The 15581-nt window shown below is 40.9% G+C and carries 10 protein-coding genes; 8 read left to right on the top strand and 2 right to left on the bottom strand.

All coding sequences use genetic code 11. The annotated features are described in order from the left end of the window. Positions 1 to 24 precede the first annotated feature (24 nt). Complete coding sequence (locus tag N4627_RS01865; protein WP_260964880.1) at positions 25 to 2949, bottom strand: alkaline phosphatase family protein; 2925 nt, start codon at positions 2947 to 2949, stop codon at positions 25 to 27. A gap of 263 nt (positions 2950 to 3212) precedes the next feature. On the opposite strand from N4627_RS01865, the gene uvrB reads away from it, so the two are divergent. The 5 genes from uvrB (at position 3213) to whiA (ending at position 11168) form a co-directional block, all read left to right on the top strand. Beyond that, positions 3213 to 5261, top strand: a complete 2049-nt coding sequence (gene uvrB / locus N4627_RS01870; protein ID WP_260964881.1) for an excinuclease ABC subunit UvrB — start codon at positions 3213 to 3215, stop codon at positions 5259 to 5261. Between the two features lie 17 nt (positions 5262 to 5278). Next, a complete protein-coding gene (uvrA, locus tag N4627_RS01875) occupies positions 5279 to 8131 on the top strand; it encodes an excinuclease ABC subunit UvrA (protein ID WP_260964882.1) in 2853 nt (950 codons plus the stop codon). Positions 8132 to 8336: 205 nt separating this feature from the next. After that, positions 8337 to 9206, top strand: coding sequence for an RNase adapter RapZ (gene rapZ / locus N4627_RS01880; protein WP_098045250.1), 870 nt, complete (start codon positions 8337 to 8339; stop codon positions 9204 to 9206). A gap of 20 nt (positions 9207 to 9226) precedes the next feature. Then, the gene (locus N4627_RS01885; RefSeq protein ID WP_260964883.1) at positions 9227 to 10213 is read left to right on the top strand and encodes a gluconeogenesis factor YvcK family protein; all 987 of its coding nucleotides are present in this window, start codon (positions 9227 to 9229) and stop codon (positions 10211 to 10213) included. A gap of 13 nt (positions 10214 to 10226) precedes the next feature. Then, entirely contained in the window at positions 10227 to 11168 is a 942-nt protein-coding gene (whiA, locus tag N4627_RS01890) for a DNA-binding protein WhiA (RefSeq protein WP_003717597.1), read from the top strand. A 61-nt stretch (positions 11169 to 11229) separates the two neighbouring features. Here the strand turns inward: whiA and clpP are convergent, their stop codons facing one another. Next, the gene (gene clpP, locus N4627_RS01895) at positions 11230 to 11823 is read right to left on the bottom strand and encodes an ATP-dependent Clp endopeptidase proteolytic subunit ClpP (protein ID WP_003717598.1); all 594 of its coding nucleotides are present in this window, start codon (positions 11821 to 11823) and stop codon (positions 11230 to 11232) included. Between the two features lie 637 nt (positions 11824 to 12460). On the opposite strand from clpP, the gene N4627_RS01900 reads away from it, so the two are divergent. From N4627_RS01900 to N4627_RS01910, 3 genes are all read left to right on the top strand, one after another. After that, positions 12461 to 12592 carry a hypothetical protein gene (locus N4627_RS01900; RefSeq protein ID WP_255372237.1) on the top strand — a complete coding sequence of 44 codons (132 nt, stop codon included), beginning with the start codon at positions 12461 to 12463 and terminating at the stop codon, positions 12590 to 12592. Between the two features lie 616 nt (positions 12593 to 13208). After that, complete coding sequence (gene gap / locus N4627_RS01905) at positions 13209 to 14222, top strand: type I glyceraldehyde-3-phosphate dehydrogenase (RefSeq protein ID WP_003717600.1); 1014 nt, start codon at positions 13209 to 13211, stop codon at positions 14220 to 14222. Positions 14223 to 14314: 92 nt separating this feature from the next. Continuing rightward, positions 14315 to 15526: a phosphoglycerate kinase gene (locus N4627_RS01910; RefSeq protein WP_003717601.1), complete on the top strand. Its 1212-nt coding sequence runs from the start codon at positions 14315 to 14317 to the stop codon at positions 15524 to 15526. The last annotated feature ends 55 nt before the right edge of the window (positions 15527 to 15581 follow it).

A 15581-nucleotide genomic window follows, 5' to 3' on the forward strand; every position in this document is an offset into this window, starting at 1 on the left:
CAAATTTGGGACGGCTTTTTCTCTTTATTTTGCGATTTGTTTTAAGAATGAGTCCTTTAGCAGGTAATGGTGACCAGCAGTAAAGTCATACTGAACTAGTTGATAGTCGTGAAAGAGTTTCTTTTGCTGTGGAGTAAGCTTAACGTGCTTTCCACGAGCATTAACAAAATCGGTTCCTCCTTGATGAGCTGAATTGTTTTTCGCGGTCCCGTTGGTTGGTAATGAGGTTGCCGGAATATCTTCAGCAACTTTCGTTAGCAGAGCGTAGTAGGGCGAAACTTTAACATCCATTTGTGCAAGTGCCATTGCAGCAAAATTGTTTGGCCCAACAAGCCGGTGCTGCCAAGTAAGCCGATTTTGGTTAGTTTTTCGTGCGGCTGCATTACTATAAATAAAGTAATCAGTTTCGTGGAGCTGAGTGCCATACTTTCCCATTGGTAAGCCATGATAAATTCCGGGGAGGTGATCACCGTACCAAACAACAGTGGTTGGCTGTTTAAGCTTATCCAGTTGATTAATCCACTTCTTTAATGCTTGATCAGTATAGTGAATTCCCTGAATGTAGGTTTCAATTTGTGCTTTTTGATCGGCCGTCTTAAAGCCCTTTCCGGAAACATGGTAATTATTTTTGGCGTAGTAGGTTGGTTCATATGGCATGTGGTTTTGCATCGTCGCTAATTGAACAAACTTACCGTGGGGTTGACGCTTAAGGTTTAATGTTACTTCCTTATAGGCAGAATCATCACTAACACGGGGACTCCGTTGAATTTTTTGAGTATAGGTAATTTTGTCACCACCATCGAAGTGATAGAACTTATTAAAGCCAAACTTTTTGTAAACCGTTTTTCTACTATAAAGGTTTGCGGAAAATGGGTGGATCCCAATACTGTAATTAAACAGATTGTTAATGGTAAAGGTTCGCTTTTGGTAAGGAACTAGCTGTGAATACGGTGTTGGTAATGTTGGTGAGAAGTTTGCAATCGAAAGACCAGTTAGGGCCTGGTATTCCATATTAGCTGTTCCGCCACCATACCCAGAGCTAAGCATTAATCCGCTAGTTGAATGCTTTTTTAGCTGGTGAAGGTAGGCAATCGGGTTGCCACTGACTTTCATTCCTGGAACCCGGGATGGATCGGAATAGCTTTCACTAAGGACAAACACCAGATTCTGTTTTCCAACACTATTATGGGTACGATTTTGATTGATTTTTGCTCCTAACTTAGAGTAGCGTTTAGCTAAATCTTTCATCGTAGCAGCCGAATATCCTTTAGGCTTGTTCATTACGTGGACATCAATGTTATTGGCAAACTGGAGAAGAGTACCGTTCATTTTGGCACCCCGTAATTGAGAGTAAAAGTATGGAGTGTCGTCGATGTTTTGCAACTGCTTATAGACGATCGAATTACTATGGTTTGCAAAGCTAAAGCTAAAAAGATAGGCACAGGAAAGAACCGCAATTGCAATCCGGACAATTGGGTTAAACCGGCATGACTTGCCAACATGCTTTTCTAGTTGCCAGCAAATCGCAATAATAATGATGGCGCCAATTAAAGTAAAAATAATTACCCACTTATTAACCATTCCCAGCATTTCACTAGGAGCGGTTAATGTTGAGATATCAGTAGGGATAATTGGCTCATTTCTGGCTGCAATTTTAAGGATCGAAGCGCCTAACCAGCCTAAGTAGAAAAGAATTGTTATCCCTGAGCTTACCCACCAACGGTTAGTAATCGCCATTAGGATCAAAGTAATTGCAAAAATAATAAGAACGTTTACCGTAATGATCTTTGGTCGTTCGGTTAGCATCCACTGAACCATTGTAAATTTACCACCCCAAAGGATCGCAAACGAACCGAGAGTGATCAGCCAGAGAATAAGAAAGGTTAGGAGGACTGGCCAGAAATTTTGGCAAATTTGTTTGAGGCGGTTAAAAAGGTTGCGATAATTTAACTGCCAAGTTATTTTATTTCCCAGAAAATTAATGAGCGTTAAAATTCCAGCAAAAGCGGCAGCAATTATAACACCAATTAGAAGTGAAAGTTGCCAGTTAACGTGTGGTAAGAGCAAGGGAGTAAAGATCATCGGTAATCCGAGCAAGTTAAGAAGCAGGATCCCGGTAATAGGTAAAAGGTGCTCTTTTGGTTTCTTATTCCTTTCCCGTAAGAACCATGCAGTCATTAGTAAGCAAGTAAGGAGAAGGAATGGCTGGTATGGGTTAATCCCTAATAAATAGTGAGTGTTGGGCGTGAGATCACTATGCGGACTATAATCAACATGGTTCATATTGAGCCAGGTAATTAGTGATGAAAACAGTAAACTGATAATTGTTAATCCAGCATAGCGCCTGTTTGACCAGTTTTTCAGCCAGCGTTGATCGCTTGCTAGCCAGTCACCAAGGGCAAATAGATAGCTGAACCAGATCAAGCTTGTTCCACGGTGAAAGCCAAATGCGTCATAACCGCTGATAAGGTTGATAAGAAAGAAAATAAATGAAAAGCTAATCAACCAGTGACGGCGCGTTATTGTTGACCAACGATGACACAGCTTTTGTAATGGGTGAGCAAAGAGATATAGCCCGCTGCAGACGAGCCAAGTGATAAATACCTGTTGAACAACATAGAGCTCGGGAGACGGCTGGGCGGTTGTGGTTACCGGTTGGGTAGTAAACTTTGCCCAGGTGAAAGTAATAATTCCGATAATCCACAGGGTAAGGACAACTATCTGGCGATTAAATTGCCGTTGCTGTTGATTAGCACCAATAGCGATCGGTACCCATAGGACAACCGTGCTAACAAATGTTTTGAGAATCCACCAAAGAATAAAGGGCCAGGTAGCTTCTTGAAGGTGGGTAAGAAGCTGACTTGCGGTTCCTAAAAAGCAAATAATTGTTAAGACAACAAATAAAGTCCCCAATTGTTGCCCGCGCTTTTGCTTTAAACTACTAAACATCGATCTCCAACTTTCCTTTTATGAAATTTAAACATTACTATTATATGTACAAGCAAAGTCGTGATTCAATAGGGGAGAAAAATGATTAAGGTAAAGTTAATTTACGGATGTTGATTGTTTTATAGTAAGACAATTTAGAATTTCTATATTGATAGACGAATGCATGTTCTGATGATAAACTAAAAGAGATAATTATGGTAAGACGGAAGGTAACGAAGAACGAATTGTTGCCTTCCATTTTCGAGTGCTGAGGAGGATTAATCGTGATATATCGTCAACCTCATAAAAATTTTGAACTAGTTTCGGACTATAAACCGACTGGTGATCAGCCAGAGGCAATTAAGAAATTGACTACTGGAATTGAAAAGGGAGAAAAAGCACAGATCCTATTAGGGGCAACCGGAACGGGGAAAACTTTTACGATTTCAAATGTGATTGCGAAGGTTAATAAACCAACATTAATTCTATCCCATAACAAAACACTGGCTGGGCAATTGTACAGTGAAATGAAAAAGTTCTTCCCGCATAATGCGGTTGAATATTTTGTTTCCTATTATGATTATTATCAACCAGAAGCATATGTTCCTTCTAGCGATACATACATTGAAAAGGACGCATCAATTAACGATGAGATTGATGAATTGCGCCATTCAGCAACTAGTTCATTAATGGAACGAGACGATGTTATTGTTGTGGCATCCGTTTCCAGTATTTTTGGTCTTGGTGATCCAAGCGAATACCATAACCATGTCGTTTCACTACGGGTTGGTCAAGAAATTGAACGGGATCGGTTACTCCGCGAGCTGGTTAATATTCAGTTTGAACGGAACGATATTGACTTTCAACGGGGGCGGTTCAGAGTTCACGGGGATGTTGTTGAAGTCTTCCCCGCATCACGTGAAGATAAGGCGCTGCGGATTGAATTTTTTGGTGATGAAATTGATCGGATTCGTGAAGTTGATGCCCTTACTGGCGAAGTAATTGGTGATCGGGAGCACATTTCAATCTTCCCGGCAACTCACTTCTTAACGAGTGAAGAGATTATGGATCGGGCCCTTCCACAGATCGAAAATGACATGAAAAAACAGGTCAAAAAGTTTACTGATGATGGAAAACTCCTTGAGGCAGAACGAATTCAGCAACGGACAACTTATGATATCGAAATGCTTCGTGAAATGGGGTATTGTAACGGAATTGAAAATTACTCACGGTATATGGATGGTCGAAAACCTGGAGAGCCGCCATATACCCTACTGGATTTTTTCCCCAAAGACTTCTTATTAGTAGTTGATGAATCACACCAAACAATGCCTCAAGTTCGGGGAATGTACAATGGTGATCGTGCACGGAAGCAGATGCTAATTGACTATGGCTTCCGCTTGCCAAGTGCGCTTGATAACCGACCATTAAAACTAGCAGAGTTTGAAAAGCACGTTAACCAAGTCGTTTATATGTCGGCTACTCCTGGTCCATATGAAATGGCCCAAACAGATCACGTTGTTCAGCAAATTATTCGACCAACTGGCTTACTAGACCCAACGATTGAAGTTCGACCGGTAATGGGACAGATTGATGATTTGGTTGGTGAAATTAATAAGCGGATTGAGAAGCATGAACGGGTCTTTGTCACAACACTGACTAAGAAAATGTCAGAGGATCTTACTGACTACCTTAAAGATCTTGGATTAAAGGTTAAATATCTTCATAGCGACATCAAGACACTAGAACGAACACAAATCATTCGTGACCTGCGTTTAGGCAAGTTCGATGTGCTTGTGGGAATTAACCTTCTTCGTGAAGGATTGGATGTTCCGGAAGTATCCTTAGTCGCAATTCTTGATGCGGATAAGGAAGGCTTTTTGCGGAATGAACGTTCATTAATTCAGACGATTGGTCGGGCAGCACGGAATGCAAATGGTTCCGTAATTATGTATGCTGATACGGTTACTGATTCAATGCAAAAGGCAATTGACGAAACGAAACGGCGACGGGAAATTCAGATAGCTTACAATAGAAAGCACGGGATCACTCCTAAGACCATCATTAAGCCAATTCAAGAAGCTATTTCCTCAACCACGAAGACTGAGGATAGCGGAAAAGAAGCCGACAGTACGGAATTTACTACTAAGGATTTTGCCAAGCTAAACCGTGATGATCAGACAAAGATGGTTGAAGAATTAACTGAACAAATGCGGACAGCAGCTAAGCGGTTAGACTTTGAACAAGCCGCAACGCTTCGTGATACGATAATGGAATTAAAGGCACAGATGACAGGAAAGAAAACTAAAAGAATGAAGCATAGTAAAAAATAAGGGGGAGTGAATTATTCGTGGCAAACGATAAGATTATTATTCATGGCGCACGTGCACATAATTTAAAGAATATTGACGTAAAAATCCCCAAGAATAAGCTAGTTGTAATTACCGGCTTATCCGGATCGGGAAAAAGTTCGCTAGCATTTGACACCTTATACGCAGAGGGACAACGTCGTTATGTGGAAAGCTTATCTGCATATGCCCGTCAGTTCTTAGGGCAAATGGATAAGCCGGATGTTGATTCAATTGATGGCCTCTCGCCCGCAATCTCGATTGACCAGAAGACCACATCCCATAACCCCCGTTCCACAGTAGGGACCGTTACGGAAATTAACGACTTCCTGCGGTTATTATGGGCACGGGTAGGAACACCAATTTGTCCCAATGATCATATCCCGATTAGCAGTCAATCGCCTGACCAGATGGTTGACCTGGTACTGGAACTCCCTGAACGAACTCGGCTTCAGATCCTTTCCCCAGTTGTTCGTGATAAGCGTGGAACACAAAAGAAAGTCTTTGAAAAGATCAAAAAGGAAGGGTTTGTGCGGGTTCAAGTAGATGGTGAAACCTATGAATTGGATGAAGTTCCGGAGCTTGATAAGAATAAGAAACATACGGTTAACGTTGTCATTGACCGGATTATTATCAAGGATGGGATTCGTTCTCGTTTATTTGATTCATTCGAAGCTGCTCTGCGATTAAGCGATGGTTACGCAATTGCAGACGTGATTGGTGGAGACCCAATTCCGTTTTCTGAAAAATATGCTTGTCCAATTTGTGGATTTACTGTAGGAGAGCTTGAACCGCGACTATTCTCTTTCAACGCTCCAATTGGCGCTTGTCCTGAATGTGAGGGCTTGGGTTCAAAACTTGAGGTTGACGTGGATCTAGTGGTTCCTGACCGAACTAAAACACTTCGGGAAGGAGCAATGATTCCGTGGAATCCGATTTCTTCACAATACTATCCACAGTTACTGGAACAATTCTGTAAAGCTGCCGGAATTAATATGGATACGCCATTTAATAAACTTTCCAAAAAGCAACAACAGCAGGTTCTGTATGGTAACGGCGATCAGACATTCCATTTCCATTACGAGAATGACTTTGGTGGAGTTAGGGATGTTGATGTGCCATTTGAGGGAGTTATTAATAATATTAAGCGTCGGTATAAGGAAACCAATTCTGACTTTACTCGAGAGCAAATGCGAAAGTATATGACAGAACTGCCTTGTCCGGCTTGTCACGGTTATCGGCTTAACCAACGGGCGTTAGCAGTTAAAATTAACGGTCAAAATATTGGTGAAGTTTCCGAATTGCCAATTAGTAAGGCCATTACGTTCTTTGAAGGAGTTCAATTCTCCGAACAGCAAGAAAAGATCGCCCGGCCAATTTTGAAAGAGATTTTAGATCGACTGACTTTTATGAAAAATGTCGGTGTTGAATACCTGACATTGAGCCGCTCTGCACGAACACTCTCTGGGGGAGAAGCTCAACGAATCCGTTTGGCAACCCAAATTGGTTCAAATCTTTCTGGGGTAATGTATGTCCTTGATGAACCTTCAATTGGATTACACCAGCGGGATAACGATCGGTTAATTTCTTCCCTTAAGGCAATGCGTGATCTTGGTAATACCTTGATTGTGGTTGAACACGATGAAGACACCATGCGGGCTGCGGACTATATTGTTGATATTGGTCCGGGAGCAGGAGCTAATGGTGGAAGGGTAATGGCCGCTGGAACGCCAAAACAAATCATGCGTTCCAGAAAATCACTAACGGGTCAGTATCTTTCTGGTAAAAAGATGATTGAGGTGCCTAAAGAGCGTCGAGAAGGTAATGGGAAACACATTATTCTTAAAGGGGCTGCTGAGAATAACTTAAAAAACATTAATGTTGATTTTCCTCTTGGCAAGTTTATCTGTGTAACTGGTGTTTCCGGTTCTGGAAAATCCACCTTAGTCAACGTAATTTTGAAGCGGATTCTGGCGCAGAAATTGAATAATAATTCGGCTAAGCCTGGTAAGTATAAATCAATTAGTGGAATTAAAAATATCGAGAAAGTAATTAATATCGATCAGTCACCAATTGGACGGACACCACGGAGTAATCCTGCTACATACACTGGTGTCTTTGATGATATTCGTGAACTCTTTGCGCAAACAAACCAGGCCAAGATGCGTGGCTATAATAAAGGACGCTTTAGTTTTAATGTAAAGGGTGGCCGTTGTGAAGCCTGCCATGGTGATGGAATTATTAAGATCGAGATGAACTTCTTGCCAGATGTTTACGTTCCGTGTGAGGTTTGTCACGGAACACGTTATAATTCGGAAACGCTTGAAGTTGAGTATAAGGGAAAGAATATTTCACAAGTCCTTAACATGACTGTTTCTGAAGCATTGAAGTTCTTTAGCGCAATTCCGAAAATCAAGCGAAAGCTACAGACAATTGAAGATGTTGGTTTAGGTTACGTAACTTTAGGTCAACCAGCTACCACGCTCTCAGGTGGTGAAGCCCAGAGAATGAAGCTTGCTGCTGAACTCCACCGTCAATCACGAGGTAAAAGCTTTTATATTCTTGATGAGCCTACTACTGGGCTACACATGGATGATATTAAACGCTTGTTGGCGGTTTTACAGCGACTAGTTGATGCTGGGAATACAGTCTTGGTGATTGAGCATGATCTTGATGTTGTCAAATCAGCTGACTGGCTAATTGATCTTGGCCCTGAAGGAGGAGAAGCAGGTGGTTATATAGTTGCTACCGGGACTCCTGAAGAGGTGGCAAAGGTTAAGGAAAGCTATACCGGTCAATATCTGAAGAAGATGTTAAAACGGGATCAGGAGCTTGAGGAGAAAAAACAACATTAAGTTTTCTGATTAATCTTGAAAATACACAAACAGGAGGCTTCAGAGTTCGACATTGGCGAGCTTTGAAGCTCTTTTGCATCTTTTAAGTATTAACTAGTATTTTCTGAAAAACGACAAGACTTGCCTTAGTTCTAGTTATTAAAAGACACGCCCGGATTGTTGTGATACAATAATTAGGTATAAGTGTAGAAAAGAGGGAGAGAACATGGTGGAAAAGATGCGAGTGGTAATTATTACCGGAATGAGCGGTGCCGGGAAAACCGTTGCTGTTCATAGTCTTGAAGACTTAGGCTACTTCGTGTTCGATAATATGCTGCCTAACTTGGCGGAAAAATTTGTCGATGTGATGGAGAAAGCAAGTCAGTTTAATAAGGTGGCCATGGTGATGGATTCTCGTTCTCAGGGATTTTATGATCAAGTACTGCCAAGTATTCAACAATTGAAAAAGCGTGAAGATCTTGAGGTTAGTTTACTTTTTCTCGATGCTGCTGATGATAAATTGATTTCTCGTTATAAAGAAACGCGTCGTTCACACCCGCTGTCACCTCATGGTCGGTTATTAAACGGAGTGACGGCTGAGCGAAAATTGCTGAATAACCTCAAGAGTGAGGCGGATATTCGGATTGACACTACTTCCTTGACGCCACGGAACCTCAAATTAAGGCTCAATAAGATCTTTGGTCATGGCGAGGGGAGCAATTTCTATATTGAAGTAATGTCGTTCGGCTTCAAGTATGGATTGCCGTTAGATGCTGATATTGTACTTGACGTTCGTTTTCTCTCTAACCCCTTTTACGTCCCAGAGCTTAAACATTTGACGGGTAATGATGCTGCTGTTCAGGAATACGTGATGAAAAGTCCGTTAGCAAAGAAATTTTATGCTCATTTAAAGTCATTGTTAGAAACGGCGATGCCAGGCTATATTCATGAAGGAAAAAGTAGCCTAACAATTGCAATCGGCTGTACTGGCGGGCAACACCGTTCCGTTACCATTGCGAATAGGGTTGCGGCTGATTTAAAAGCTGATGGTTATCAAGTTAATATTCACCATCGGGACGTTGATAAGGCAAAATAAAAAAGTAGAGGAAGGATTATATGTTTCATAAGCCAAAGATCGTTGTGATCGGGGGCGGGACTGGCCTGCCAGTTGTCCTTCGGGGGTTACGCGATCAAAATGCTGATATTACAGCGATAGTTACCGTTGCTGATGATGGTGGTTCGTCGGGGATTCTTCGAGATTATATTAATGTGGTACCGCCTGGTGATATTCGAAATGTTCTGGTTGCTCTCTCTGAATTACCAAAGTTACAGAAAGAGATCTTCCAGTATCGGTTTAAGACAACTGACCAATTTTTGGCGGGTCATGCCATTGGTAACCTTATTATTTCCGCTCTTTCGGAAATGCAGGGTGATATTTTTGATGCAGTCCAGGAGCTTTCAGAGATGATGAAGATTCGGGGACATGTTTTTCCCGTTTCTAATGAACCATTAACGTTAAATGCTGAATTTATGGATGGTTCGACTCTTAGTGGTGAGTCAGAAATCACTAAAGCCCATAAGCAGATTAAACATGTCTGGGTAACGCCATCAAATGATGATGACGGTCACAAAGCCAAAGCAGTTCCTGAGGTTGTTAAAGCAATTGAAAATGCAGATCAAATTGTTTTGGGACCCGGTAGTCTGTTTACAAGTATTCTGCCTAATTTGATGATTCGTGATGTTGCTCAGGCCGTATGCAGGAGTAAGGCAGAAGTAGTCTATATTTGTAACATTATGACGCAAAAGGGAGAAACCGATCATTTTACTGATGCTGATCATGTTCGGGTACTTAACCGTCACCTTGGGAAAGACTTTATTGATACCGTATTAGTTAATATTCAGCCAGTTCCCGATAACTATATTGACTTTAAGGAATGGAACGAAATTTCCCAGCCTGTGGGACATGATTTTCAGGGGCTCCGGAAGCAGGGATGCCGAGTTATTAGTTCCAACTTCTTACAGTTAAAGGATAATGGAGCATTTCATGACCGTGATAAGGTTGTTAATGAGTTAATGAATCGCCTCCATGAAGTTCATGATTAGGAGGTGACTAGCATTGTCCTATGCTAGCGAAGTAAAAAAGGAGCTAACAGCAATTAAGGTTCACCGTGATAATGCTAAAGCTGAGCTAATGGCCTTAATTAGGATGAATGGCTCAATCGGAATCAGTAATCACCACCTCGTATTGAATATTCAAACTGAAAATCCCGCCATTGCCCGGCGGATATATTCGTTGCTGAAAGATTTTTATCACGTCGAAAGTGAAATTGTTGTCCGGCGGAAGATGAAACTAAAGAAAAATAACCAGTATATTGTTCGTTTACGTTATTCTGCAGAACGTGTTCTGGATGATTTACAAATCTTACAAGGGATGCAGATCAAGGAACAGGTTCCTGTTGAATTACTAAAGGACGAATGGATGGTTCGCTCATATTTGCGTGGTGCCTTTTTGGCCGGTGGTTCTGTAAACAACCCTGAAACTTCTCGTTACCATTTGGAAATCTATTCCCTCTATGAAGAGCATAATGAGATGATTGCCCGGATGATGAATAAGTTTGGCTTAAATGCTCAAACAACTGCTCGACGAAGCGGGTATATTGTTTACCTTAAGGAAGCTGAGAAAATTGCTAACTTCATGTCGCTAATCGGTGCAACTAATTCGATGCTGCAATTTGAAAATATTCGGATTGTCCGTGATATGCGTAATTCAGTTAACCGTCTCGTTAACTGTGAGAATGCGAATATGAACAAGATTGCTAATGCTTCAACTAAGCAAATCGAAAATATTAAGCTCATTGAAGCAAGTGTCGGCTTAGAAAGTTTGCCGGATAAGTTACGCGAGATTGCTGAAACGCGGCTTGCTCACCAGGAAGTCAGTTTGAAAGAACTAGGAGAACTAGTTCCCGGTGGTCCAATTTCAAAGTCTGGCGTTAATCATCGCTTGCGAAAGCTGAATGCGTATGCAGATGAACTCCGCAATCGAGCACTGGCTAAATAAGTAAGTTTAAACAAAAATAAGCTGAAGGAAATTTTCCTTCAGCTTATTTTTTGATCATTGATTACTTCAGCTTAGAATTGTTTTCCATAATTCCGTCAAGCAAACCATAATCAACAGCTTCTTGAGCAGTTAAGTAGTGATCACGTTCGGTATCACGGTTAATCTTTTCGATTGGCTGTCCTGAATTCTTGGCCAGAATTTCATTAATCATCTTTCGTGTCTTCAAAATTTCAGTAGCAGCAATTTCAATTTCGGTTTGTTGACCTTGAGCACCACCAGATGGTTGGTGAATCAAAACTTGTGAGTGTGGTAAACCAAAACGCTTACCCTTAGCACCTGAAGATACTAAGACGCTGGCCATAGAAGCAGCCATCCCGATAACAATAGTTTGAACATCAGATTTGATGAAGTTCATAGTATCGTAAATTGCCATTCCAGATGTAACCACACCACCTGGAGAATTAATGTAAAGGTAAATGTCTTTTGTTGAATCTTGCGCATCTAGGAAAAGAAGTTGCGCAACGATTGAATTAGCCATATCGTCTTCAATTGGGCCAGATAACATAATGATCCGATCCTTTAGAAGCCGTGAATAAATGTCATAAGCACGTTCACCACGAGATGATTGCTCAATGACAGTAGGAACTAAATTCATAGTTGATTAGCCTCCCTTATTTTTAGCACTTGTTAGCATCAATTGCTAACTTATGTGAATACTATACTCGTTTGGTCAAAAAAGGTCAAATAATTTGTCATGAAAAATAAAAATGAGGCCGGGAGTTTAACGGCCTCATTATTTTGTTATGGTCAATTCGTGGTGTTTATACGGCTAGGCATCATTAATGATAGGGGGAGAGGAAATAATGAGCCGCATGGTTAGTATTAGTTTAGTGGAGATCCTTAGCAATCAAACTGAGTTCAGTAGCAGCTGATTCCTTATCAAGACTTGTCCAGTCAGTTTTGTTAAATTTAACAAATGCTTTGAATGTATCTTTAGTCATAATAAATTACCTCGTTTTCATATAATAGGCGTTTTAATTAGCCCTTGTTTGTTTACGACTATATAGTATCTCGTATTGGTATACTTTGCGAGACCTTTTGCCTATTAATTTTGTTAAAGATATTGTTAAATTGGTCTAGTTTAATTTGAGAAAAATTTTTTCTTCAAGTAAATGCTGCTATAATAATCCTGACGAGAGATAGCCTTTTATGAAGGGTTGCTTTTTAAATCCATGCCCGGTATAATTGGAGCGTTAATTAATTTACGTTTAATATATAAGGAGGCATTTGCTATGCGTAAAGCACACCCATACGGCGTTCAAGGTCGTCGGCCAATTGCTCCTAAGTACAAGCGAGCATTAAAGGAAAAGAAGATTGAAGCTATTCGTAAATGGGCTAAGGAAAAGCCAGCTGAAGAAAAGTAATTTTAATATTATAAGTGGTTGACCGAATTTATTTAGTCAGCCTTTTTTATTTAATAAGAGAAAAGGGAGCGGCTTCCAACATGGTGCCGGTCCTTTTTTGGCTTTATTTATCATAGAACTAAATTGTGAATTGATTGAGGAAATTGTAAATCAACCCTTTTAAGAACCTATTTGGATTTCTACGATTAGATTCAGTAAGGCCGAAAACTACTGATAAATAGAAAGAGGCAAGAAAAGCATTTCGCCTTTCCTGCCTCTTATAAAAATGCGCCCCCCGAGAGTCGAACTCGGATCTCGAGAACCGGAATCTCACGTGCGATCCATTACACTAAGGGCGCGTCAACAAATATTATATTATCTTACTTTAGCCATAATTGCAACAATAAATTTTTATTTCAAGAATGATAACGTTTTCACAAGAAAAATCAAACTTTTCAGGTCAATTAGATAGACAAGTTAGTGAAATGTGAGTATTATTAATACCGTAAGGTTGTAATTGCTAAATCATGATCTGGTATAGATGCTTAACACTACTTAAGTGTGGTTAGTATCGTATAAATGTGATTGAATTAGCAAAGACACTAATTATGTTTTTCCTAAAGGAGGAAATTGCAGTATGACTGTAAAGATTGGTATTAATGGTTTCGGCCGTATTGGTCGTTTGGCATTCCGTCGTATTCACGAACTCAACACTGATGACATTGAAGTTGTTGCTATCAACGACTTGACTTCACCAGAAATGTTGGCTTACTTACTTAAGTACGATTCAACTCAAGGTCGTTTTGATGGCGAAGTTTCATCAACTGACAAGGGTATCGTTGTTGATGGTAAGGAATACCCTGTATACGCAGAACGTGACGCACGTAACATTCCCTGGGTAAAGAACGACGGTGTTGACTTTGTCCTTGAATGTACTGGTTTCTACACTTCTGCAGAAAAGTCACAAGCTCACTTGGATGCCGGCGCAAAGCGTGTTCTTGTTTCTGCACCTGCTGGTAACGTTCCAACTGTTGTTCCTGGTGTTAACTTGGATACTTTGAAGCCTGAAGACAAGATTGTTTCAGCTGGTTCATGCACAACTAGTTGTCTTGCACCAATGGCTTACTGGTTGAACAAGAACTTCGGTATCAAGGTTGGTACTATGACTACTGTTCACGCTTACACTGGTAGTCAAGCTGTTCTTGACCAACCACGTAGTAAGAAGTTCCGTAACAACCGTGCTGCTGCTGTTAACACTATTCCTCACTCAAGTGGTGCTGCTAAGGCTATCGGTCTTGTTATTCCTGAATTGAACGGTAAGCTTTCAGGTCACGCACAACGTGTTGCTGTTCCTACTGGTTCATTAACTGAACTTGTTGCTATCTTGAACAAGAAGGTTTCAGTTGATGAAGTTAACAGTGCAATGAAGAAGGCTGCTGAAAACAACCCTGCTTACGGTTACACTGAAGACCCAATTGTTTCAAGCGATATCATTGGTTCTACTTTCGGTTCAGTATTTGACCCATCACAAACCGAAATCATGGAAGGCGAAGATGGTACTCAATTAGTTAAGACTGTTGCTTGGTACGACAACGAAAATGGTTTCACTTGCAACATGATCCGGACTTTGCTTCACTTTGCTGAACTTTAATCCGAAACGCTGAAATATTAGCGGTATAAAAAGGTGGGAGGAGGAGACTCCGACCACCCTTTTTCTTAACAGAGAAGGAGGAAACATAATTTATGGCAAAATTAACTGTTGAAGATTTACCATTAAGTGGTAAAAAAGTTTTAATGCGGGTCGACTTTAACGTTCCAATTAGTGACGACGGTACTAAGGTTGAAGATGACAACCGGATCGTTGCTGCTTTACCAACTATTAAGTACGTTATTGAACATGGCGGTAAGGCTATTCTGTTCTCACACCTTGGCCGGATTAAGAAGGAAGAAGACAAGCCTGCTAAGTCTTTGAAGGCTGTTGCTGAACGTCTTTCTGAATTACTCGACAAGCCCGTTAAGTTTGTTCCAGTTACTGAAGGTAAGGAACTAGAAGATGCTATTAACGAACTTAAGGACGGCGAAGTATTGCTTGTTCAAAACACCCGTTATGAAGATGTTAAGGACGGCGAATACGTAAAGCGCGAATCTGGTAATGATCCTGAATTAGGTAAGTACTGGGCTTCATTAGGTGACGTTTACGTTAACGATGCATTCGGTACAGCTCACCGGAAGCACGCTTCTAATGTTGGTATTGCTACTAACATGCCAGGTAAGGCTGCTGCCGGCTTCTTGATGGAAAAGGAAATCAAGTTCTTAGGTGACGCCGTTGATAATCCACAACGTCCATTTGTTGCTATTCTTGGTGGTGCTAAGGTATCAGACAAGATTGGTGTTATTGATAACCTTCTTGACAAGGCTGACAAGATTATCATTGGTGGTGGAATGGCTTACACATTCTACGCTGCTAAGGGTATTAAGACTGGTGACTCACTTGTTGAAAAAGACAAGATTGATGTTGCCAAGAAGATCCTTGATAAGGCTGGCGATAAGATCGTTCTCCCAATTGACAATGTTGTAGCTGACAAGTTTGATAACGATGCCAACACTAAGGTTGTTGAAGGCGACATTGACGATGGCTGGATGGCTCTTGATATTGGCCCTAAGTCTGTTGAAGAATTCAAGAATGTTTTGAAGGATGCTAAGACAGTTGTTTGGAATGGACCAATGGGTGTCTTTGAAAAGCCTAACTTTGCTAAGGGAACCCTTGAAGTAGGTAAGTTCCTTGGTACTTTGAACGATGCAACCACAATTGTTGGTGGTGGTGACTCTACTGCCGCTGTTAAGCAATTAGGTGTTGCTGATCAACTTACCCACATTTCTACTGGTGGTGGGGCTTCATTAACCTACCTTGAAGGTAAGACTTTGCCAGGAATTGCTGCAATTTCTGAAAAGTAATATATAATAAAGCGGAATGGTTGAAACGGGACCATTCTGCTTTTTGCGGTTTAAA

Origin of the sequence: Limosilactobacillus vaginalis (genome assembly GCF_025311515.1) — a bacterium.
Classification (GTDB): domain Bacteria; phylum Bacillota; class Bacilli; order Lactobacillales; family Lactobacillaceae; genus Limosilactobacillus; species Limosilactobacillus vaginalis.